The organism is Nocardioides sp. L-11A, from assembly GCA_029961745.1.
GTDB lineage: Bacteria > Actinomycetota > Actinomycetes > Propionibacteriales > Nocardioidaceae > Nocardioides.
Genome location: CP124680.1, coordinates 618,845 through 640,201 on the forward strand (window position 1 = coordinate 618,845; position 21,357 = coordinate 640,201).

Here is a 21,357-nt window from a genome sequence, read left to right on the forward strand (position 1 = left end):
GCCCGGAACCGGGCCTTCCCCACTGCCGATCACAACGACCGCGGGCCGCTCGGGTCACGACCGCGTGACGCGTCCGACACGCCCGCACGGCAGGATGGCGTCCATGACCTGGTTCGATGCTCCGGCCGACGCGGCCGCCCGGCTCGCGACCGCGGGCTACCTCGCCGACGCCGCCACGGCGACCACCACCTACCTCGCCGGCGCGCTGGAGAAGCCGCTGCTGCTGGAGGGCCCCGCCGGTGTCGGCAAGACCGAGTTGGCCAAGGCGGTCTCGCGGGCGACGGGCGCCGAGTTGGTGCGGCTGCAGTGCTACGAGGGCCTCGACGAGGCGCGGGCGCTCTACGAGTGGAACTACAAGAAGCAGCTGCTCCGGATCCAGGCCGCCAACGCGGGCGGCGGGGACGGCGGGGGCGTCGACTGGGACGCGACCCACGACGACATCTTCTCCGAGGAGTTCCTGCTCACCCGGCCGCTGTTGACGGCGATCCGCCGCGAGGAGCCGACCGTGCTGCTCATCGACGAGGTCGACAAGACCGACATCGAGGTCGAGGGCCTGCTGCTCGAGGTGCTCAGCGACTTCCAGGTGACCATCCCCGAGCTCGGGACCGTCGCGGCCACCCGCCGCCCCTTCGTCGTCCTCACGTCGAACGCCAGCCGTGAGCTGTCCGAGGCGGTGAAGCGGCGCTGCCTGTACCTCCACATCGACTACCCCGACGCCGCGCGCGAGCGGCAGATCCTGCAGCAGCAGGTGCCCGGGCTCGACGACCGGATCGCCGAGCAGGTGGTGGCGACCATCGCCCGGCTGCGCGAGCTGGAGCTGAAGAAGGCGCCCTCGATCGCGGAGTCCGTCGACTGGGCGCGAACCCTGATCGCGCTGGAGATCCGCGACCTCGACGCGACGGCGATCGCCGACACCCTGGGGGCCGTCCTCAAGCACCAGTCCGACCACGAGCGTGCGGTCAAGGAGCTCAAGCTCGCCCGGGCTTGAGAACGCCGTGACGGAGTACGCCGAGCAGTCCGGTCTCCTCGAGCGCCAGCTGGCCTTCGTCGAGGCGCTGCGCGGGGCCGGGCTCTCGGTGTCGCTGGCCGAGGACATCGACGCCGTGGCCGCGCTCGGCGCGCTGAGCCGCAACGACGAGGGTTGGGGCGAGCGGGCGACGGTGCGCGACGCGTTCGCGGCCACCCTGGTCAAGAAGCAGGCGCAGCGCACGACCTTCGACGCGCTCTTCGACGTCTACTTCCCCGCGATGATGGGCGACGGGGCGGCTGCCGAGGCCGGGGACGGCGACGCGGCCGGGTCCGGCGAGGGCGCCGAGACCGGGGTCCGGGACAACGCCGCCGCGCTGGCGGACTTCCGCGACCGTCTCGCCGAGGCGCTGGAGGCGGCGCAGCCCGACGAGGCCGAGCTGCGCCGGATGGCTGCCGAGATGGTCGGTGTCTTCGGCGCGATGCCCGGCCGGGGGCCGGGCCTGTCGTCGTGGTCGGCCTACACCGCGCTCCAGCGGGTCGCGCCCCAGGAGCTGGTCGACCGGCTGGTCGCCGGTCTGATGGGCGAGGGCGCCGACGAGGAGGAGGCCCGGCGTCGGGCCCACGGCCGGATCGGCTCGTTCACGGCACTGGTGGAGCAGGACGCCCGCCGCCGGATCGCGGAGGAGAAGGGCCCCGACCACGTCGCCGACGTCGCGATCCGCCCGAGCATCGACAAGCTCGCGTTCATGGCCGCCCGCCGTGCCGACCTGGACGAGATGCGCAAGGAGATCTTCCCGCTCGCCCGCCGGCTCGCGACCCGGCTCGCCAAGGAGCAGCACTCCCGTCATGCGCGCACGGCCCCGCTGGACTTCCGGCGTACCGTCCGGGCCTCGATCGCGACCGGCGGCGTCCCGATCACCACCCACCACCGGCCCAGGCGCCCGCACCGCACGGACCTCGTCGTGCTCTGCGACGTCAGCGGCTCGGTGGCCAACTTCGCGCAGTTCACGCTGCTCTTCGTCTTCGCGTTGCGTGAGGTCTTCCAGAGCATGCGGGCGTTCACCTTCATCGACCACGTGCACGAGGTCACCGGCCACTTCCGGCCCGGCGCCGACCCGGTCGACGTGCTCGGCGACCTCGCCGCGGCGACCTCACACGCCGCGCTGTGGGGCCGGACCAACTACGGTCGGGCGTTCACGAAGTTCGAGGAGGCGCACCTCGACGCGCTCACCCCGAAGACCACGCTGCTCATCCTCGGCGACGCCCGCTCCAACTACAGCGACCTGCACGAGGACACCCTGAAGCGGTTGGCCGGCTCGGTGAAGCGGGCGTTCTGGCTCAACCCCGAGCACGAGCGCAACTGGGGCACCGGCGACTCCGCCGCTCCGGCGTACGGCGAGATCGTGCGGATGATCGAGTGCCGCAACCTCACCCAGCTCAGCGAGTTCGTGCACGACCTGGCCTGGTGAGGATCAGCTCGCGGGCCCGAAGCAGGTCGATGCGCCGAGAGCTCCGCGCGAGCCGGGCAGGAGGGGCGAGGGGATCCACCGGCGCTCGGGGGAGTGCGGCGGCCGTCGTGGACGCGGGGAGGTGCAGCTCCAGCACGTCCTGGGCACCGAGGGACCGGTGGGACACCGTCCACCCCGGTGGCAGGGGAAGCGCGGCCCAGGGCGCGAGCGACCATTGCTCGGACACCAGGAAGGTCCGCAGGCCGCTGGCCGTGTGGAGGACGGTGACCTGGAGCCGGGTGCCGCGGGGAGCATTGCCGACGATCCGCAGGACGGCGGCGCCCCCGGTGGCCGCCTCCGCCTCGGAGACGGTGGCGGTGTCGTCGATCCTGACCGTGAGGATCACGGAGCGGGATCGCGCGTCGGCCATGGCTCGCGCCAACCACGGGTTCAGGTGAGGCTGCATCGCGCTGAGTGAGATGACCTGTCGTAGGTGGTGCTCCTCGCGCCCGCACCGCTCGCGGACGGCCGGATCGCCGGGGTCGTCGATCCCGGCGCCGATCCGCTTCAACACCTCCAGGGATGCATGGAGCTCCGCGGCCGTCCAGCGGCGGCGGGCCGTCGTCCGGGCCCGTACGGCCGCCGTCGCCAGGCGCAGCCGCAGGATCTCGCGCTGCTCGCGGCGCAGCTGCGCGGTCATGGTGCCGAAGAGCCGGTGCAGCTCTGCCATGCCCGCGAAGAGCCCGAGCTGCGCCAGCGCCCATGCGGGAACGACCGTCGGCGCGGCCGCGCGCTCCCCCGCGACGGTGCCGCCGACCACGACCGCGCAGCTCGCCAGGAACACCGCGGACGCCACGAGGATGCCCGGTGCTCGCCGCCACGGACCTCGGCGCGCGAGCGTCGTCGACAGCAGGGGCGTGACGCTGAGTGCCTGCCAGTAGCTGACGGGGGTCGTGGCGACGTCCGGGACCAGGGCGCCGAAGGCGAAGAGCGCGGGGATCGCGCCCACATGGGTGCAGATCAGCCACCACGGGGTCCGGCCCGTTCGCCGGGTGGCGAGGTACTCCGCTCCTCCCAGCACGACGAGCACGCCGACCATCGCCGCCATGGGCCAGCGCTGCGGCGCGGGCGTCACCGCGGTGATCACCAGGCCGACGCCGATCACCAGCCCCGTCCAGATCCGGGTCGCCGCGCGCCCCAGGGCGGGCAGGGACGCGTCCGACCCGGTCACGGTGCTGGGGTCGACGCCTTCGCTCGGGGGTGCGTCGAGCGCGCAGGTCAGCGTGACGGTCGTACCGGCGCCCGCCCGGGTGGCGATGCTGGTGGTGAAGCCGACGTCCCGGCCCCGCCCGACGACGGATTCGGCCAGGCCGCGGCCAGGTACGAGCGCGCCGTCGAAACCGCGGCCCCGGTCGGCGACGCTGCACACCAGCGAGGAGCCGGAGAGACGGACATCGACGGTGACGTGCCCGGCACCCGAGTGCCTCTCGGCGTTGCGGATCAGCTCCGCGGCGGCGCTGCGGAGCCCGAGGGCGGTCGGGCGGGGGAGAAGGGCGCTGTAGTGCTGGAACTCGCGGTCGCTGAGACCGGTGCGGTGCACGGTGATGAGCGTGGGGGCGACCAGCGGCTGGCCGATGTCGTCGCCGACCGCGTCCCGGTCGCGGAGGAGACGGGACTCGACGGTGGCCGCGTCGCGGCGGCACTGCTCGCGCAGCGCGGCGCCGTCGGAGCTCCAGGACCGGGAGGAGGCGAGCGCCCCCAGCGTGTTGATCGCGGTGTCGTGAACCGTGCGAGCGTCCTCGGCGATCTCCGACGCGACCGCCTGCGCGACGGCGGCGTGCAGCGCCTGCTCCTCGACGAGACCGTCGGCGTCGAGCCGCGCGGCCAGCAGGAGCAGGCGGGCGCGCATCAGGGCCGCGGCGGCCGCGATGGTGATCGCCAGCGCCAGGCACACGGCGAGCGAGCCGCCGTCGATCGACGACGCGGGTGCCCCGAGCGCGAGTCCGACCAGTGCCGGTGCGGCCGTGGCGGCTGCCCTCCAGACGGGCAGCACGAGGAAGGGCGTGGCCGCGGTCAGGACCGAGGTCCAGCTGGTCACGAAGCCGAGGGCGTCCCCGGAGTCGGCGATCGCGCGGTAGTCGAGGAGCAGCAGGGCGTAGAGAGCGATCACGACAGCGACGACGCGCGGCAGCTCCCGCCCGGCCGCGAGCGCGAGCAGGCCGAGGGCGAGGTGCAGCAGAACGAGGAGCGCCGGTGGCTGCGCGGTGGCGGAGGTCAGGATCGCCCAGACCATCACCAACTGCCACAGGGCCAGCCCTCGGGACACGGCGCCACCGAGGGACTGGCGGACGGTCCAGTCCCCCCGGCGGGCGGCCGCCGGTGCCGCCGGTGCCCCGGAGTCGGCGGCTGGGTTGTCGGGGTGGCGCACGCCGGCCATTCTCACAAGCCGGGGCCGGGCCCTGTCGGGGCGCCTCAGCGGCGCGCGACGTACCTGTCGAGGGGCCGTTGCCCGGTCAGCCCGCCGATCGCCGCCATCAGCGCGTCGGTCGCCCCCCGCACCTCGCCCTCGCGTACGTCGACGGGCGGGCCCACCACGACGGTGACCTGACCGCGGCGCCAGCCCCGCCGGCTCCGGCCGGGCGGGTCGACGGCCTCGGTGCCGAGCAGGCCGACCGGCAGCACGACGGCGTCCGGCACCGCCCGGGCGACCCGGACCACGCCGGTGTGGCCGCGATGCAGCCGGGCGTCGGGGGAGCGGGTGCCCTCGGGGTAGATCGCCCACACGCCGCCGCCGCGCAGCAGGCCCTCGGCCGCGCGCAGGGAGGCGGTCGCGGCGTCGCCGCCCGCGCGGTCGACAGGGATCTGGCCGGTCACCGAGCACAGCCAGCGGTCCAGGCGGCCGCGCAGCCCGGTGCCGTCGTAATACTCGGCCTTCGCCAGGAACCGCGGCCGGCGCGGCAGCACCAGGGAGAGCACGAACGAGTCGATCTCGGCGCGGTGGTTGGCCGCCACGATCACCGGCCCGGTGGCGGGGAGGTGATCGAGGCCGGTGACCCGCGGCCGCGTGTACCAGCGGACGACCGGTCCGAGCAGGACCCGCCTCAGCACCCAGAACCACATGTCCCCTCCTTCCGGCGCACTGCCAGTAGACACTGTCTACTGGCAGTCTGCCCCAGGCCGGTAGACAATGTCTATGTGGATGCCCGCGACCGCCTCGTCACCGTCGGCACCGAGCTGCTCGAGGAGCACGGCCTGGCCGGGATCTCGCTGCGCTCGATCGCGAGCGCGGCCGGGGTGTCCCACGGTGCTCCCCGGCGCTACTTCCCGACCTACCACGGCCTGCTCGCGGCCATCGCCCGGCGCGGCCTGGAGGAGCTGGACGCCCGGATCGCGCCGGCCCTGGCCGCCGACGACCTGCGGCGCGCCGCCCACGCCTACCTGGACTTCGGCCGCCGGCGACCGGAGCTGTTCGCCCTGATCTCCCGGCACGACCTGCTCGAGGGCGCCGGCGGGGACCTGCGCGCGATCACCGGTCGCTGGTTCGCCGACCTCGGCGCTGTCCTGGCCCGGACCACGGGCCGCCGCCCCTCGCCCGAGCAGTGCCTCGCGCTCTGGTCGGGCGTGCACGGGCTGACCGCGCTCGCCAGCCGGCGCGCCACCGAGCCGACCGGCATCGACCCGGTCGCGGCGCTCGACGTCCTGCTCGCCTGGGCCACCTGAGCGGAGCGCGGAGCCGGTCGATCGTCCCACCCTGCGCCCAGGACCGGCTACCGGTCGTCGAGGATCCGACGCACGTGATCAGCCTCCTCGGGCAGGCGGCTGGCGAGGGCCACCCAGATGATCTCGTCGTCGACCGCGCCGGAAGCACTGTCGTCAGGCGGTGAACTCCAGGGTGTCGTCGGCGACCGGCTTGCGGAACACCAGCACGTCCTTGAAGTAGTTCATCTTCAGCCGCCAGGGGAAGGTCGCGCCCTGCTTGGGCAGCGCGTCGATGGAGCGCATGACGTAGCCGGCCTCGAAGTCGAGGAAGGGCTCCTCGGCCACCGCCGGGTCGCGGCGCGGCACGACCATCCGGGTGCCGGTGCGCTCCATGTGCCGCAGCACCTTGACGACGTACTCGCAGACCAGGTCGGCCTTGAGCGTCCAGGAGGCGTTCGTGTAGCCGATGATGAACGCGAAGTTCGGGATGTCGCTGAGCATCAGGCCCTTGTAGGCCATGGTCTCGGCGGGGGTGATCTTGGTGCCGTCGATGCCGAGGGTGGCGCCGCCGAAGATCTGCAGATTGAGGCCGGTGGCGGTGACGATGATGTCGGCCTCGAGCTCCTTGCCCGAGGTCAGCAGGATGCCCTTCGGCGTGAACCGGTCGATGTGGTCGGTGACGATGTCGACGGTGTGGTGCCGCAGCGCCTTGAAGAGGTCGCCGCCGGGGACGGCGCACAGCCGCTGGTCCCAGGGGTCGTACGGCGGCTTGAAGTGCTCCTCGAAGCTGACGTCCTTGGGCAGCTGGCGCTCGAGCAGCTTGCGCAGCAGGGCGCGCGACTCCTTGGGCCGGGCCTGGCAGAACTCGTAGAACGCGATCCGGCTGGTGAGGTAGCGGGTGCGCACGAGCGTCTGCGCGACCTTGTCGGGCAGCCGCCGGTACATCTGCGCCGACACCTTGTCGTAGGTCGGCTGGCTGATGATGTACGTCGGCGTGCGCTGCAGCATGGTGACGTGGCCGGCGCCGGAGTCGGCCAGGGCGGGGATCAGGGTCACGGCGGTCGCGCCCGAGCCGATGACGACGACGCGCTTGCCCTGGTAGTCGAGGTCCTCGGGCCACAGCTGCGGGTGCACGATCCGGCCCTCGAAGTCCTCGGTGCCCGCGAAGTCGGGGGTGAAGCCCTCGTCGTAGCGGTAGTAGCCGGACGTCGACCACAGGAAGCTCGACGTGAGCTCGATGGTCTCGCCGGTGTCGGTGCGCTCGACCGTCACCGTCCAGCGGGCGTCCTCGGTGGAGAACTCCGCGTGGACCAGCTTGTGGTGGTAGCGGATGTGCCGGTCGATGCCGTTCTCGGCCGCCGCCTCCTCGAGGTAGGCGAGGATGTCCGGCCCGTCGACGATGGCCTTGGTGCCCTTCCACGGCTTCCAGCTGAAGCCGAGGGTGTGCATGTCGGAGTCGGAGCGGATGCCGGGGTAGCGGAACAGGTCCCAGGTGCCGCCGAGGGAGTCACGCATCTCGAGGACGGCGTAGGACCTGCCGGGGAACGCCTTGCCCACGTGGTACGCCGCGTCGATGCCGGACAGCCCGGCGCCGATGATGAGGACGTCGAGGTGCGTGGTCGCGTCAGTGGTGTCGCTCATTCAGGCTTCCTTGAGGTTGAGGAGCTGCTCGATCGGGAGGTCGGGCACCTCGATCCGGCGGGAGGCTGCGAGACCCTCGATCTGCAGCCAGGTCACGTCGGCGAGCAGCCGGGTGAACTGTGGGGCCGGCGGGCGCAGCTCCTCGCGGGAGCTCCAGCTGCGCACAGCGGCCATCACGCCGCCGACGAGCAGGAAGACCCACGGCGTCAGCGCGTCGCGGTCGTCCTCCTCGACGTCGGCCTCGAGGACGGCGAGGAAGCCGCCGATGACGAGCTCGATCTGCTCGGCGATCTGTCCGATGGCGTCGTCGAGCGGCTTGGAGGCGGCGCCGGCGATGTCGCGCTCGGCGAACCTCATCAGGGCGACGTTCTCGGCACCCCAGCCGACGTAGGCGGCCACGATCCGGCGCACGATGTCGCGGGGCGTGCCCTCCAGGGTGACCGTGGCGAGCAGCAGTTCACCGGCCCGGTTGCAGATCTCCCGCTGGATGGCGACGTCGAGGTCGGTGCGGTCCTCGAAGTAGCGGTAGAGGACGGTGCGGTGCACCGAGGCCTCGTCGGCGATCTGCTGGACGCTCAGCTCGGCGCCGGGCTCGAGGTCGCGGGCGAGCACGGTGAGGGCGGCGTCGATCACGGCCTGCCGGCGGTCGGCGTTGTGCTGCTGCCAGCGTCGCTTGCGACCGTCGGTCTGGTCCCGTTTCGCCGTCCCCATGGTCTGCGCTCCTCGCCTCGTCACGACATCAGCGCCACGGTACGCCGCAGCAGCCCTCGCCGGCGTACGTCGGCCGGGGGTGCGGCGACGGCGCGCTGCTCGGCGACGTCGGTGATCTTGGCGCGCGGGCGGCCGGTCCGTGCGCCCTGCTCGCGCTCGGCGGCATCGAGCCGCTGCCAGGCGGCGAGGTCGGCGAAGCCGGGGTGGCGGGCGGCGACCAGGGTGCTGACGGCGGCCGCCGTCCCGGCCGGCGCGGGGAGCCCGGCGTCGAGGTCGTCGAGGATCGTCTCGACGGTCTCCTGGGCGTCGGTCTTGTTGGTGCCGATGAAGCCGACCGGGCCGCGCTTGATCCAGCCGACGACGTAGAGGCCGGGCTCGACCCGGCCCTCGTGGTGCGGCACGGTGGCGGTCCGCTCGTCGAACGGCAGCCCGGCGACGGGACGGCCGCGGTGGCCCACGGAGCGCACGACCAGGCCGGCCTCGATGGTGCGGACGTCGTCGGTGGCGACGGCGCGGACCGTGCCGTCGGGGTCCGCGACGAGCTCGTTGCGCGCGACCCGGACGCCGGTGACCCGGCCGTCGGTGCCGAGGACCTCCACGGGCGAGGAGGTGAAGGCGAGCACGATCCGGCGCTTCGCGGAGGCGGGGTCGACCGGCCGCTCGGCGAGTTCGCGCAGCAGGGTGCTGCGCTGGTCGTCGCCGGTGAGCAGGGCGGGGTCGGCCTCGACGACCACGTCGATGTCGTCGAGCGCGGCGAGGCCGATCAGCTCGGGCACCGTGAACGCCGCCTGAGCGGGACCGCGCCGGCCCAGGACGACGACCTCGCGGACGTCGCTGGCACGCAGCTGCTCGAGCGGCCCCGGCGCCAGGTCGGTGCGCTCGAGGACGTCGAGGGGGCGGGCCAGGATGCGGGCAACGTCGAGCGCGACATTGCCGTTGCCCACGACCACGGCGCGTTCGTGCGTCAGCGGGACGTCGAGGTCCTGCTGCTCCGGGTGGCCGTTGTACCAGCCGACCAGCGCGGTCGCCGGGAGCGAGCCGGCGAGCTCCTCGCCGGGGATGTCGAGGGTGCGGTCGGCGGACGCGCCGACGGCGTAGACGACGGCGTCGTAGTGGGCGCGCAGGTCGTCCAGGGTCACGCGGTCGGCGTCGCCGGGTGCGCCCACGTCGACGCCGAGGAAGTAGCGGAACCGGGGCTGGCGCTCGATCGCCTCGAACAGCCGGGTGACCAGCTTGGTCGAGGCATGGTCCGGGGCGACGCCGTGCCGGACCAGGCCGTACGGCGTGCGCAGCCGGTCGTAGACGTCGACGCCGTCGACCTCGGGGTGCTTGAGCAGCTCGTCGGCCGTGTAGAGGCCGGCCGGACCGGCGCCGACCACCGCGACCCGGAACGGTCCGGGGCGGGTGAGCCGCCGCTGCTGGGGCACCAGCGCGACGGGCGTGCGGTCGGCGTGCGGGAAGGCGTCGTAGTAGGACGCGTTGAGATCGAGGAAGGGCAGCTGCCGGGTCGTCAGAGCGGCGTCGGGCACCATCGCGCCGACCGGGCAGGCCGTGGCGCAGGCTCCACAGCCGACGCAGGCCGCCGCGTCGACGTACACCATCTCGGTGGTGCCGAAGCCCGGCTCTCCGGGCGCGGGGTGGATGCAGTTGACCGGGCAGGCGACGACGCACGAGGCGTCGGCGCAGCACGACTGCGTGACGACATAGGCCATGGCGCGGGCTCTCGGGCGGGTCCGGGGCGTCCGGTCAGACCGCGGCGGACTTGGGCTCGCTGCGGAAGCGCGAGGCGCGGCCGTCGATGCCGAGGACGCGCCACACGCGACGCGAGACCCGGTTCATCAGGCCGAGCTCGTCGGCGAGCATCCGGACGTCGCCGAAGGTGTCGCGCAGGAGCTTCTCGGACTTCTCGGACTTCCAGTAGACCTCGCGCATCACGCTCTTGGGGATGCCGAGGTCCTTCTGCATCTTCGGCGTCGGCTTCATGATCACGTCGCACAGGACCCGCATGATCACGGGATAGGCCAGGGACAGCCCGAACCGCTGGAGCGCGCCGTAGTCCTTGGAGCGCTCGACCAGGTAGGAGTGGGCGAAGCCGATGTGGCGGGCCTCCTCGGCCACGTGGATCTGCATGACCCGGGTGACCATCGGGTGCATCTCGTGGCCGGAGCGCAGCACCGACTTCTGCAGGTAGTCGATCGGCTCCTCGCCGGCCAGGATGCCCATGAAGAAGATGTTCGGCAGGCCGCGGCCGGCCAGCGCCAGCAGCGGGGCGACCCTCACGAACCAGCCGGGGCCGCCCTGGACGTCCATGCCGATCCGGTTCACCCCCTCCTGGAACATCTGGGTGTGGTGGCACTCCTCGGTCACCTCGTGCGTCGAGTAGCGGAACTCCGCCTGGCCGTTGGGCATGCCGATCAGGTGGTTCATCACGCCCGAGATGAGCAGCTGCTCGAACTGGAGGCCGACCTTCATGATGTTGGCCATCCGGTACATGCCGATCTCGATCTGCCGCTCCTGAGGCAGCGACCGGTACCACTCGGTGCCGCCGAGGGAGTCGATCTCGGGGAGGATCCAGCGCGGGTCGTCCGGGATCACCTCGAACTCCGGGCTGTCCCAGGCGATGTCGAGGAAGGCGTCGAAGTGCTGGTGGACCGACGCCTCGGAGAGGACGCGCAGCGTGTCCTGGTAGCTCAGGCCGTCCAGGTCGCTCGGGGCAGGGGTGTCGATCGGGGCGTCGGCGGTCGCAGTCATGGTCGTCCATCCGTTCTCTTCATCGAAAGCGGGAGCGTGCGCGCTGTTAGCGCAACAACATGTTGCATACATTGACCCCGGTTTTGTCAAGGAAATCGGGCGAAGACGTGCCGATGGCCCCGGCCTGACCGCCGAGGTGTGACGGGGATCGCTCGCGACGAGGCGGTATCGTCCGGCTCCTGATCCACGGGGGAGCGGGAGGGGTGCGAGCGGTGCAGCTGGTCATGGGCGGGGAGCCGCGTCGGTTCGTCCAGATCTGGGTGAGCGAGGGGACGGGGGAGTGGGTCCGACGGGAGGGGATCGTCGGCCGGACCGGCCGGATCACCGAGTTCGGCCTCGCCGCGGACGCGTCGAGCGCCGCGGAGCTCGCGGCCCCCTATCTCGCCGACGGGTTCACCGAGGTCGACGACGACCTCCGCGCCTGGATCGTCGTGCAGTACCCCACCCGCGACAAGCGCTCCGACGAGCGCCTGATCGACCACGCCACCGCGTGGCTGGCGGCGGTGCTCGACGAGCGCGGGCTCGGCTACGTCGACGGCTACGACCGTGGCAAGCGCGGCGGCGACGGGAGGCTGGTGGTCAACCTGTACGCCCGCGTCGTCGACGCCGCGGCCGGCTGTGAGGCGGCGATGGCGGCCCTGCGCAAGGGTCGGGCCGACGAGCGGCGGGCCACCGTCGCGCACCGTCCCCCCGACGGCGAGGAGTGGACGGTCCGCTACGCCCGGACCTCCGGCATGCTGCCCGGGGACTTCAGCATCTGAACGGTTCACCTACCGGATTTGTCGTCCGACCGGCCTCGCGACGACGAATTCGGTAGGTGAACCCGCGACCGGGGGCGTCAGGCGCCGGGGCGCAGGTAGCCCAGCGCGCGCCAGCGGGCCAGCGCCGCGACCAGATCCGGGTGGTCCGCGCGGTCGGCCGCCCGTCCGCCCGCGACGAGAGCGGGCACGCCGGGGTCCGCCCCGGCGTCGTACACGACGGTGAGGCGGTTGGCCGCACCGGCGTTGATGAGGGAGCCGAGCAGGGCGACCGGGTCGTTGCGGTCCTCGAGCGAGAGCAGGCGCACGTCGTCGGGCAGCCGGGCCAGCTGGGTCGAGGGGGCCTCGGCCGTGACGACCTGGTCGACCACGAAGCCGGGCAGGTCGGCGCGGGTCGCCACCTCGAGGGCGACCGCCCCGCCGCTGCCGCGGCCGACGAGCATCACCCGGGGCGGGCCGTCGTCGGGTGCCTCGGGCCCGGCCGCGTCGGCGAGGGCGCGGACCACGGCGGCCGCCTCGCTCGACGGGTCGCCGGAGACCAGGCGCAGCCGACCCGGGGCGGGGGCCGGCGCGGGCGCACCGGACAGGAAGGCCAGGAGTCGGCCGGGCGCGACCCGCAGGATCCGGACCGGATCGCCGGCGGCGCTGCCGTCGAGCAGGGTCATCAGGTCGCCGAGGCCGGCAGGCGCCTCCGCCGGGTCGTCCACCGCTGTGGTCGGCGGCGCGGGCGCGGGCTCCGTGATCCCGACCGCGACGTCGCGCAGGGCGGCGCCCCAGTCGTCGGCCAGCGGCGCGATCCCGGCCGCCCGCAGGCCGCCGACCCGGGCCGAGCGCCCCGCGCCGCCCGACAGCACCCCGGCGGTGAGCAGGCCCCGCATCTGCAGGCTGTCGAGGACGCCGCCGCCGGTGGTGACGTGCTCCATCAGCTCGGGGTTGGCCTCGGCGAGCTCGCCGAGATAGGCCGCGACGCCGTCGCGGTCGAGCGCGTCGGTCTCGATCAGACCGGCGGCGACGATGGCACCGCCCAGGTTGACCTCGGGCGCGAGATACCCGATCGCCTTGCCGGCGATCGAGCCGAGGGTCTGGTACGCCGCCGCCTGGAGCTCGTCGATCCAGCGGTAGGTCATCACCGTCGCCCGCAGCACCAGCGCGTCGGCGTCGAGCTCGATCGACCGGCTGAGCAGGCTGCCCTTGCCGGAGGTCGCGGCGCGGACCTCCTCCTCGGCCGTGGCCCAGGTGGCCGGCGAGAGCGGGGCCGCCTCGGCGACCTCGGGGTCGACCAGCACGTCGGCGCCGAGCTGGGACCACTCCCGCATCCGGGCGCCCGCGTCGTCGAACAGGTCGGCCAGGCGCAGCATCTGGTCGTACGGCCCGTCTGGGCCGAGCGTGTCGGATATCGAGCTCGCCGCACGGTCGCTCGCTCCGCTCGGACCGCGGGCGTCGCGCGATGCGGCTTCGCCGCCGTCCGCCGCGCTGCCGGCCGCGCGGCCGAGCTCGGTCTCGTGGGCGTCGGTCACCGGATCGCCTCCCCGAGCGCGGGGGCGACGAGGAGCGCGAGGTCCTCGGGCGCCATGGCCTGGACCTCGAGGCGGAGCACGCCCTCCTCGTGGTGCGGACGCAGCGCCCGCCAGCCGTTGGCGAGCAGGGTCCAGGAGACGACACCCACCGTGTCGACCTCGGTGCCGGACACGTCGGCGACCAGCGCCCGGAGCCGGCCCTGCGCCTCCCCCGCGAGCGCGGTCAGCACGCCCACCGTCGCCTCGTCGGACAGGACGCCGCTGCGCGTGCGCACCGCGCCGCCGTGCCGGGCCGCGAGCACCGGCAGCAGGTCGCCGCGGCCCGATCCGCTCGCCTCGGCGGCGGCGTCGGCGAGCTCGAACGGCAGGTCGACGTACGACGGCACGGCCGACGTGCCGAGCTCGACCTCCTCGGAGACGGCGGCGACCCGGGCCAGCTCGCCCGCCCAGGCATCGGTCGCGAACCAGCCGAGCTCGAAGACGATCCCGTCGACGGTCGCGAGCGAGGCCACGGCGCCGCCCTCCTGGCGGTGCCAGACCTTCGCCTGGACCCCCGCCATGGTGAGGTCGATGTCGAGCGCGAGGCGCGGGGCGGCGAGCAGGCCGATCGCCCCGGCCAGGCCGAGGTCGAGGACGTCGCCGGCGAGCAGGCCCCGGCGTTCGAGGGACTCGGCGGGATCGTGGAGCGCGGCCACCGCTCGGCGGAAGGACTCGTCGTCGAGGGCGGCCGGACTCTGCCCGAGCCGGGCCTGCATGGCGTCGGTCTCCTGCGGAGCGGCGACCTCGAAGGGCAGCGGCGCGTCGCCGGCCAGGCGCGCGGCGTACTGGAGCTCGGCGAGGGTGAGCCCGATCCGCCGGGGCGCGGCGGCGAGGGCGCCGGCCGCCGCGCGATCGGCCGTGGCCGGGACGGGCGCGAGGCCGGTCAGGTCGATGGTCGGCATGCCCGCGATCAGCGCTCCAGGCCGGGGACGTCGACGGCGAGCCAGTCGCGGTGCCCGTCGGGCGGCGGGGTGAACGCCACCAGCGCCTCGTCGAGCGGGTCGGGGGAGATCAGGGGGCCGTCGCTGATCTCGTTGCGGGAGGCGATCGCGGCGATCCGGGCCTGGGCGTCGGCGACCAGCGCCGTGACCCGGGCCTGCGTGGTGGCGATCTCCTCGCGCACCGCGTCGACGCTCTCGGCGTGGTCGGCCAGCGCGTCGGCGGCGGCGGCGTGACGGTCGGCCGCCACCCGGAGGTGGCTGGCGCGGTCGGTCACGCGCTCGCGCATCGCCTCGGCGGCGCGTCCCGTCCAGCCCAGGCCCTCGACCCGGGCGACCAGCTGGTCGGCCAGCGAGCGCACGTCGGCACCCTGGTCCCGCAGCTGGCTGGCACGACGCCGGATGACCTCGCTGTCGCCGTACATGAGACGCGCCCTTCCCCTTTCCCGGTCGGGTCAAACCCGCCGATCCGCCGGCCCCCTTCCTACAGGTTGCCGTCGAGGCGGTCGAGCGCGGCCGTGATGTCGTCGGCGGTCCCGGCGAAGCTGAACCGCAGGAACCGGCCGCCGTCGGCGGTGTCGAAGTCGATCCCGGTCGCCACGGCGACGCCGGTGCGCGCGAGCAGGTCGCGGCAGTAGGCCATCGAGTCGGAGGTCAGGTGCCCGACGTCGGCGTAGGCGTAGAACGCGCCGTCGGCGGAGGCGAGCCGGGTGATGCCGAGGCGCTGGAGCCCGTCGAGCAGGAGACCGCGGTTGCGGGCGTAGCGCTGCACGTGGCCGTCGAGCTCGGCGTACGCCGCATCCTCGAACGCGCCGAGCGCCGCGTACTGGGCGAGCACGGGCGGGCAGATGGAGAAGTTGCCGGTCAGCACGTCGACCGGCCGCCGTAGCCGCTCGGGTGCCAGCATCCAGCCCAGTCGCCAGCCGGTCATCGAGAAGTACTTCGAGAACGAGCCGAACACGACCGCCTCCCGCGAGGTCTCCCAGGCGCAGCCGGCGCGGGAGCCGGCGTACTGGATGCCGTGGTAGATCTCGTCGGAGACCAGCTGCACCCCGTTGTCCTCGCACCAGCGCGCGATCGCGGCGAGCTCCTCGGGCAGCAGCATGGTGCCGGTCGGGTTCGCCGGGCTGGCCACGACCAGTCCGTCGAGCGGCTCGCGCGCGTGGGCCTCGGCGAGCTGGTCGACGGTGGGCTGGAACCGGGTCCCCGGACCGGTCGCGATCTCGACGACCGCGCAGCCCAGGGCCGCGAGCACGTTGCGGTAGCAGGGGTAGCCGGGGCGGGCGATCGCCACCCGGGCACCGGCGTCGAAGGCGGCGAGGAACGCCAGCAGGAAGCCGCCGCTCGACCCGGTGGTGACCACGACGTCGTCGGGCTCGACGGCGACGTCGTACGTGCGGCGGTAGTGGGCTGCGATCGCCGTGCGCAGCTCGACGATGCCGGTCGCGGTGGTGTAGCCGAGCGGGTCGCCGCTGCCGAGCAGCCGGATCGCCGCGGCGTTGACGGTCGCCGGCGCGCCGGTGCTGGGCTGGCCCGCGACCAGGTTGACGAGGTCGCCGTGGCTGCGCTGCCGCTCCGCCGCGGCGGCGAGCAGGTCCATGACGTGGAACGGCGGGACGTTCGCCCGGGCGGCGGCGGCGAGGCGGTCGGTCACGCCCCGACCCTAGCCAGGCCCAGGGTGAGCGTCGTACCGGACATTCGAGTCGCCTTCGGGGCCCCAGCGCAGCCGGAACGTCCGGTACGACGAGCGCCGGGCGCGGCGCGCCGTCCAGATGTTGACAAGGTGTCGAGAAAGCCGGAAGAGTCATTAGGGTTGCCTAACCTAACCGACATGAAAGGCATCCCTCCATGCTGTCCGGATCCCCACGCCGGCGCGCGGCCCGTTGGGCCCTCGCACTGGTCTCCGCAACGAGCCTGGGCTCGTTCGGCCTGGTCGCCGTCACCACCGCGCCGGCACAGGCCGCCGTCACCCCGATCACCGCCGGCCCCGGCCTGGACTGGGGCGTCAAGTCCTCCTGGCGCACCTATATCGGCGAGGCGGGAACCACCCTCGCCGACGGCGCCACCCGCAACGAGGACGGCACCTTCCACTTCCCCGTGGCCGGCGGCTCCTACGACGACGCGACCCGCACCACGCTGCTCGAGCTGGACGGCTCGGTGGAGTTCCTCGGTCACTGCCACGGCGTCGGCGGCTCCCACGTGCGTCCCTGCGACCTCGACCTCACCTTCAGCGACGTGCGCGTGGAGATCTCCGAGGACCGGGCGAGCGTCTTCGTCGACGCGGTGAGCCGGCCGATCTCCGGCGGCGACGTGGTCACCTTCGACGACGTCGCGCTCGTCGACCTCGACGTGGAGGACGTCGAGCCCGTTGTGGCCGACGGCACCACCCGCTGGCCGGAGCTGGCCGCGACGATGACCCTCGACGGCGAGCGGATCTTCAACTACGCCGCCGGCACCGTGGTCGACCCGGTCACGTTCGCGTACGACGGGCCCGGCGGCCGACCGGCCGGCGAGAGCTGGGACGTCGCCGGTCAGGCCGTCCACGAGGCCGTCACCGCCGACCCGCAGCCCTCCGCCCTGCCGAGTCGTATCGTCGGCCGGCTGAGCGGCGGCGAGCCGGTCGGCTGGAGCAGCGCCACCTACCAGATCGCGATCCTCGACCCCGCGACGCTCGAGCCGCTCAGCGACTGGGTCGGCGGCCCCGGGGTCACCGGCAACATCCAACGCGACTCGATCGCCGTCGACCCGGCGACCGACACGATCTTCGCGTCGAATGTGACCAACAACCGCGACGACCGGCGGCTCGCCACCTTCCGATGGGACGGCAGCACGCTCGCCATGACCGAGGTCGCCGGCGGCTATGCACCCGACCTGGTCGCCGACAGCGGCAGTGGCGCCACCTGGGACGAGGCCAACGACCGCTATGTCATCGCGCGCAGCCGGTCGGCCAGCGCCACCGACCTGTGGGAGGTCGTCGACGTCGCGGGCACCTGGACCGCCCGCATGCTCGGCCCCGTCACCCTGAGCAGTCCCGGAACGTCCACCTGGGAGAACGCGATCGTCAACCTGGTGGCGGTCCCGGACGGGGCGAACAGGTCGGCGCTCCTCGCCACGAGCCTGTTCGGCGTCCGTCCGCTCCAGCGCCTCGCGCAGGTCGGCTCCGCCTTCCGGGGGGAGCCCCTCGCCGAGGCCGGGGACATCCAGCCGGAGCGGATCCTGCGCACCCGCGACGGCGTCTATGCCGTGGTCGGCTTCGACCAGGCCGTCTTCATCCCGTTCGTCGGGTACGCCGATGCCCGCCGCCTGGGGACGGCGACCGACCCGGTCCCCTTCCGCGTGGGCACGGACTCCAATCGCAACCGCAGCATGCTCGCCGTCGACGAGGCGAGCAACACGCTGATCGGGGTCACCGACTCCAACCAGAACCTGACGCGGGTCGAGCGGGGGCAGATCGTCTCGCGCGGCGGCCTCACCACCGGTGCCTACGGCGACCACGTCGTGCTCGGCCTGGATGCGGACGGTGACCTCCTGGGTGTCCGGAGCGGCCGGCTGGAGACCCTGCGGGTGATCGCGCAGAGCCCCGCCTTCACCCAGCAGCCCGCCCCTCCGGTGGCGGACCTGACCGGCGGGTCCGCGACGGTCGCGATCGCCGCCGAGGTCGCCGGCACGCCCGCCCCGGCGCTCACCTGGCAGACCCGGATCCCGGGCCAGCCCTGGGCCGAGGTCGCCGAGGGGGCGGACGGCGCCACCCTGACCGCCGTCGTCACCGCCGCCGACCTGGGGCGTCAGTACCGCCTCGTCGCCGAGAACGCCGGCGGCCGGGTGGCCAGCGACCGGGTGAGCCTGTCGCTGCGGACGCCGCCGCGGATCATGGTGCAGCCCGCCGACGCCAGTGTGGCCCCGGGGGAGGACGTCGAGCTCAAGGTGATGCCGGACGGCACGCCCGCGCCCGACGTCCGCTGGCAGCAGCGGATCGGCGGCGTCTGGCACGACGTACCCGGACAGGACGCGGCCACGCTGCGCCTGGAGGACGTCGACGCCAGCCTGTCGGGCACGGCCTTCCGGGCCCGGTTGAGCAACCCCGTCGGCAGCGTCGTCAGCGACCGGGCGACGGTGACCGTCGCCGCGCCCTCGACGGATCCTCGGGAGATCATCGGCGGAACGGTCGACTGGGGCGTGAAGGCCTCCTTCCGCAGCTATATCGGCGGCCCGATCGCGCACGGCTCGGTCACCACCGAGGGTGGCGTGGTCGTCAACGACGACGGCAGCTATGCGTTCCCGGTCGTCGACGGCGCGTGGGACCCGAGCGGCACCAGCACGGTGGAGCTCGGCGGCTCGGTCCGCTTCACGGGCCACGACACCGGTACCGGTCCGCAGCTCGACCTGCGGATCACCGACCCCCGGCTGGTCATCGGCGCCGACGGCTCCACCCTGGTGGCCGACGTCGTCTCCCGCGGGCTGGCGAGTGGTGAGCTCGCGACGTACGACGACGTGGTGCTCGCCGACCTCGCCACCACCGACCGGGTCCGCGCTTCCGGCGACACCCTGAGCGTCCGCGCGGTGCCCGCGTCGCTGACGGTGGTCGGTGCGCCGGCGTTCGCCGACTTCTACCCGGCGGGGACCGAGCTCGACCCGATCGACGGCACGATCGAGCTGGGCGCGGTCATCGGCGAGCCGGGTACCGAGCCCGAGCCGGTCGGGACGACGACCGGGCTGCTCGTGGCCGGCGCGACGCCGTACGGCCAGGAGGTCGGCGTGCGGGTGGCCGTCCACGCGGCCGACCGTCGGGCGGTCGACGGCACGGTCGAGCTCGCCCTGGCCGGCCGGACCTGGAGCGTGCCGGTCGTCGACGGCGTCGCCTCGACGTCGGTGCCCGCCGGCACCGCGCCCGGCGTCCACCGTCTCGAGGCCCGGTTCCGCGGCGCGGCCGGGCTGCGGGCCTCGACCGACGTCGGCTGGGTGCAGGTCGCGAAGGCGGCGCCCAGGGTGCGCGCGACGCTGCCGAAGAAGCGGGTGAGCCGCACGGCGCGGGCGAAGGTCGCCGTCATGGCGTCGTTGCCGGGCAGCTCGCTGCCGGTGACCGGTCGCGTGGTCGTCCGGGTCGACGGCAAGGTCGTCAAGCGCGGACCGCTCGCGCCGAACGTCCGGGGCCGGACCGTCCTGCGGCTGCCCCGGCTCGCCCCGGGCGGCCACCGGGTGACGGTCACCCTCGCGGCCGACCCGCGGTTCCGCTCGGCGACCAGCAGGGCGGTCGTCGTCCGGGTGCGTTGAGACCGGACCGGGCGCGACGTGCGTCGTCGCGCCCGGTCCGGCCGGAGCAGCTAGCGAACTCCGCTGTGCTCGCGGGCCCCGGCCGCGGCGTGCCGGCCCGCCCGGCGCCCGAAGAAGGACCCCTCGCCGAGCTGGGTGCCTGAGCAGTAGCCGGCGCCGTCCTGGGCGATATTGGCGGCGCAGGCCCCGGCGGCGTACAGGCCCCGGATCACCGAGCCGTCGGCGCGCCGGACCTCGCCGTCGACGGTCGTGGCCATGCCGCCGATGGTGAAGCCGGCGTAGAGCGCGACGCCCAGGGACAGGTCCAGCACCGCCCACGGGCCCGCGGTCTGCGGGGCGATCCAGTCGGGGTGCTTGTGGAAGTCCGGGTCCTCGCCCCGGGCGGCGTTCTCGTTGTAGGTCGCGACCGTCTCGACGAGCGAGCCCGCGGGCATGCCGAGGCCGGCCTCCATCTCCTCGAGCGTCTCGAAGCCGTCCTTCAGCGGCACCAGCGGCATGTGGTCCTCACCGAGGTGCTCGCTGTCCACGATGAGGTAGGCGACCTGGTCCGGCTGCTGCATCACCTGGTACGACGTCCGCGCGTGGTAGCTGTCCTCGGCCACGAACCGCCGCCCGTCGCGGTTGACGATGATCCCCTTGCAGCGCGAGGACGGCGGGTAGAACGGCGCCGTGATGAACGGCTCCTCCATGTTCTCGAGGGCGGCCCCGACGGACTCGCCGAGCCGGATGCCCAGCCCGTCGTCGTACGTCGAGCCCAGGGTGAACAGCCTGGAGCCGAGTGCGGGGGTGTAGCGGGCGACCATGTCGGCGTTCATCACGAACCCGCCGGCCGCGATGACCACGCCGCCGGCGCCGACCACGCCGTGCCGGTCGAAGGAGCGCCAGCCCACGCCGACGACGGCGTCCCCGTCGACGACGAGGTTGCTCGCCCCGGTCTCGTAGCGGACCTCGACGCCCTCCTTCTCGACGGCGTCACGCAGCAGGTCCATCACGATCCGGGTGCCCTCGGTGTCGCCGGGCACGGGCACCTTGTGTCCGCGGGGCGCGGGCGCGACCTGGTCGCGGAACGGCCAGACCTTCTCGTTGCCGGTGAACATCAGGCCCTCGGTGCCGGGCTGGATGACGGCCTTGCCGGGGAAGTAGGAGCGCTCGAACGCGAAGCCGAGCGACTCCAGCCAGTCGAAGTGGGCCACCGACCCCTCGCAATAGGCGCGGATCTTCTCCTCGTCGGGATCCTTGGTGCTCGCCATGAGGTAGCCGACCATCGCCTCGACCGAGTCGTCGTGGCCGGTGGCCCGCTGCACCGCCGTACCGCCGCCGAGGTAGAAGTGGCCGCCGGACATCGACGACGTCCCGCCGTGCACGGCGGCCCTCTCGAGCAGCAGCACCCGGGCGCCGGCGCGGGCGGCCTCGAGGGCCGCGCAGCCGCCGGCGATGCCGAAGCCGACCACCACGACGTCGTACCGCTCGGTGTGGCCCGGGTTGCCGGACAGGACGCTGGCCGGGAGGACGTCGGGGAGGGCGAGCCCGGCGGGCGTGGCAGTGGTCATGCGGTAAATCTAGAACATGTTCTACCGATAGACTACTGACCCTGCCACTCGACTGGAAGCCGAAC

At 73.6% G+C, this 21,357-nt stretch carries 16 protein-coding genes; 5 read left to right on the plus strand and 11 right to left on the minus strand.

What is annotated here, in order from left to right; all coding sequences use genetic code 11:
• The first annotated feature begins 94 nt into the window (after positions 1–94).
• Positions 95–988: a MoxR family ATPase gene (locus QJ852_02795; protein ID WGX97370.1), complete on the plus strand. Its 894-nt coding sequence runs from the start codon at positions 95–97 to the stop codon at positions 986–988.
• A gap of 7 nt (positions 989–995) precedes the next feature.
• Positions 996–2,438, plus strand: coding sequence for a VWA domain-containing protein (locus tag QJ852_02800; GenBank protein ID WGX97371.1), 1,443 nt, complete (start codon positions 996–998; stop codon positions 2,436–2,438).
• Here the strand turns inward: QJ852_02800 and QJ852_02805 are convergent.
• Positions 2,407–4,845, minus strand: coding sequence for a hypothetical protein (locus QJ852_02805; GenBank protein WGX97372.1), 2,439 nt, complete (start codon positions 4,843–4,845; stop codon positions 2,407–2,409). The genes QJ852_02800 and QJ852_02805 overlap by 32 nt on opposite strands.
• A 44-nt stretch (positions 4,846–4,889) precedes the next feature.
• On the minus strand, positions 4,890–5,537 hold the full coding sequence (locus QJ852_02810) for a lysophospholipid acyltransferase family protein (GenBank protein ID WGX97373.1): 648 nt from the start codon (positions 5,535–5,537) through the stop codon (positions 4,890–4,892).
• Between the two features lie 75 nt (positions 5,538–5,612).
• Here QJ852_02810 and QJ852_02815 point away from each other — a divergent pair, with 75 nt between their 5' ends.
• Positions 5,613–6,137, plus strand: a complete 525-nt coding sequence (locus QJ852_02815) for a TetR/AcrR family transcriptional regulator (protein WGX97374.1) — start codon at positions 5,613–5,615, stop codon at positions 6,135–6,137.
• A 153-nt stretch (positions 6,138–6,290) separates the two neighbouring features.
• Here the strand turns inward: QJ852_02815 and QJ852_02820 are convergent, their stop codons facing one another.
• The 4 genes from QJ852_02820 to QJ852_02835 are packed head-to-tail and all read right to left on the minus strand — an operon-like array spanning position 6,291 to position 11,219.
• A complete protein-coding gene (locus tag QJ852_02820) occupies positions 6,291–7,757 on the minus strand; it encodes an NAD(P)/FAD-dependent oxidoreductase (protein WGX97375.1) in 1,467 nt (488 codons plus the stop codon).
• Positions 7,758–8,468 (minus strand): TetR/AcrR family transcriptional regulator, encoded by a 711-nt coding sequence (locus QJ852_02825; GenBank protein ID WGX97376.1) that lies wholly within the window; start codon positions 8,466–8,468, stop codon positions 7,758–7,760.
• 20 nt (positions 8,469–8,488) lie between these two features.
• Entirely contained in the window at positions 8,489–10,180 is a 1,692-nt protein-coding gene (locus QJ852_02830) for an FAD-dependent oxidoreductase (GenBank protein ID WGX97377.1), read from the minus strand.
• Positions 10,181–10,214: 34 nt separating this feature from the next.
• A complete protein-coding gene (locus QJ852_02835) occupies positions 10,215–11,219 on the minus strand; it encodes a diiron oxygenase (GenBank protein WGX97378.1) in 1,005 nt (334 codons plus the stop codon).
• Positions 11,220–11,422: 203 nt separating this feature from the next.
• On the opposite strand from QJ852_02835, the gene QJ852_02840 reads away from it, so the two are divergent.
• Positions 11,423–11,980, plus strand: coding sequence for a hypothetical protein (locus tag QJ852_02840; protein ID WGX97379.1), 558 nt, complete (start codon positions 11,423–11,425; stop codon positions 11,978–11,980).
• 77 nt (positions 11,981–12,057) lie between these two features.
• On the opposite strand, the gene QJ852_02845 is transcribed toward QJ852_02840, so the two are convergent.
• From QJ852_02845 to QJ852_02860, 4 genes are read right to left on the minus strand one after another with little or no spacing between them, the layout of a single operon-like run.
• Positions 12,058–13,494, minus strand: coding sequence for a hypothetical protein (locus tag QJ852_02845; GenBank protein ID WGX97380.1), 1,437 nt, complete (start codon positions 13,492–13,494; stop codon positions 12,058–12,060).
• The gene (locus QJ852_02850) at positions 13,491–14,435 is read right to left on the minus strand and encodes a hypothetical protein (GenBank protein ID WGX97381.1); all 945 of its coding nucleotides are present in this window, start codon (positions 14,433–14,435) and stop codon (positions 13,491–13,493) included. The genes QJ852_02845 and QJ852_02850 overlap by 4 nt, the downstream gene beginning before the upstream one ends.
• Positions 14,436–14,443: 8 nt before the next feature.
• Positions 14,444–14,896 (minus strand): hypothetical protein, encoded by a 453-nt coding sequence (locus QJ852_02855; GenBank protein WGX97382.1) that lies wholly within the window; start codon positions 14,894–14,896, stop codon positions 14,444–14,446.
• A 59-nt stretch (positions 14,897–14,955) separates the two neighbouring features.
• Complete coding sequence (locus tag QJ852_02860) at positions 14,956–16,125, minus strand: pyridoxal phosphate-dependent aminotransferase (GenBank protein ID WGX97383.1); 1,170 nt, start codon at positions 16,123–16,125, stop codon at positions 14,956–14,958.
• A 194-nt stretch (positions 16,126–16,319) separates the two neighbouring features.
• Here QJ852_02860 and QJ852_02865 point away from each other — a divergent pair, with 194 nt between their 5' ends.
• Positions 16,320–19,742 (plus strand): HtaA domain-containing protein, encoded by a 3,423-nt coding sequence (locus QJ852_02865; GenBank protein ID WGX97384.1) that lies wholly within the window; start codon positions 16,320–16,322, stop codon positions 19,740–19,742.
• 50 nt (positions 19,743–19,792) lie between these two features.
• Here QJ852_02865 and QJ852_02870 read toward each other — a convergent pair whose 3' ends face one another.
• Complete coding sequence (locus QJ852_02870; protein ID WGX97385.1) at positions 19,793–21,292, minus strand: FAD-binding protein; 1,500 nt, start codon at positions 21,290–21,292, stop codon at positions 19,793–19,795.
• Positions 21,293–21,357 lie beyond the last annotated feature (65 nt).

Coding starts and splice junctions, on each gene's coding strand:
- QJ852_02795 (WGX97370.1), top strand. CDS start 95: ATGGCGTCCATGACCTGGTTCGATGCTCCGGCCGACGCGGCCGCCCGG.
- QJ852_02810 (WGX97373.1), bottom strand. CDS start 5,537: ATGTGGTTCTGGGTGCTGAGGCGGGTCCTGCTCGGACCGGTCGTCCGC.
- QJ852_02820 (WGX97375.1), bottom strand. CDS start 7,757: ATGAGCGACACCACTGACGCGACCACGCACCTCGACGTCCTCATCATC.
- QJ852_02825 (WGX97376.1), bottom strand. CDS start 8,468: ATGGGGACGGCGAAACGGGACCAGACCGACGGTCGCAAGCGACGCTGG.
- QJ852_02830 (WGX97377.1), bottom strand. CDS start 10,180: ATGGCCTATGTCGTCACGCAGTCGTGCTGCGCCGACGCCTCGTGCGTC.
- QJ852_02835 (WGX97378.1), bottom strand. CDS start 11,219: ATGACTGCGACCGCCGACGCCCCGATCGACACCCCTGCCCCGAGCGAC.
- QJ852_02850 (WGX97381.1), bottom strand. CDS start 14,435: ATGCCGACCATCGACCTGACCGGCCTCGCGCCCGTCCCGGCCACGGCC.
- QJ852_02855 (WGX97382.1), bottom strand. CDS start 14,896: ATGTACGGCGACAGCGAGGTCATCCGGCGTCGTGCCAGCCAGCTGCGG.
- QJ852_02865 (WGX97384.1), top strand. CDS start 16,320: ATGCTGTCCGGATCCCCACGCCGGCGCGCGGCCCGTTGGGCCCTCGCA.
- QJ852_02870 (WGX97385.1), bottom strand. CDS start 21,292: ATGACCACTGCCACGCCCGCCGGGCTCGCCCTCCCCGACGTCCTCCCG.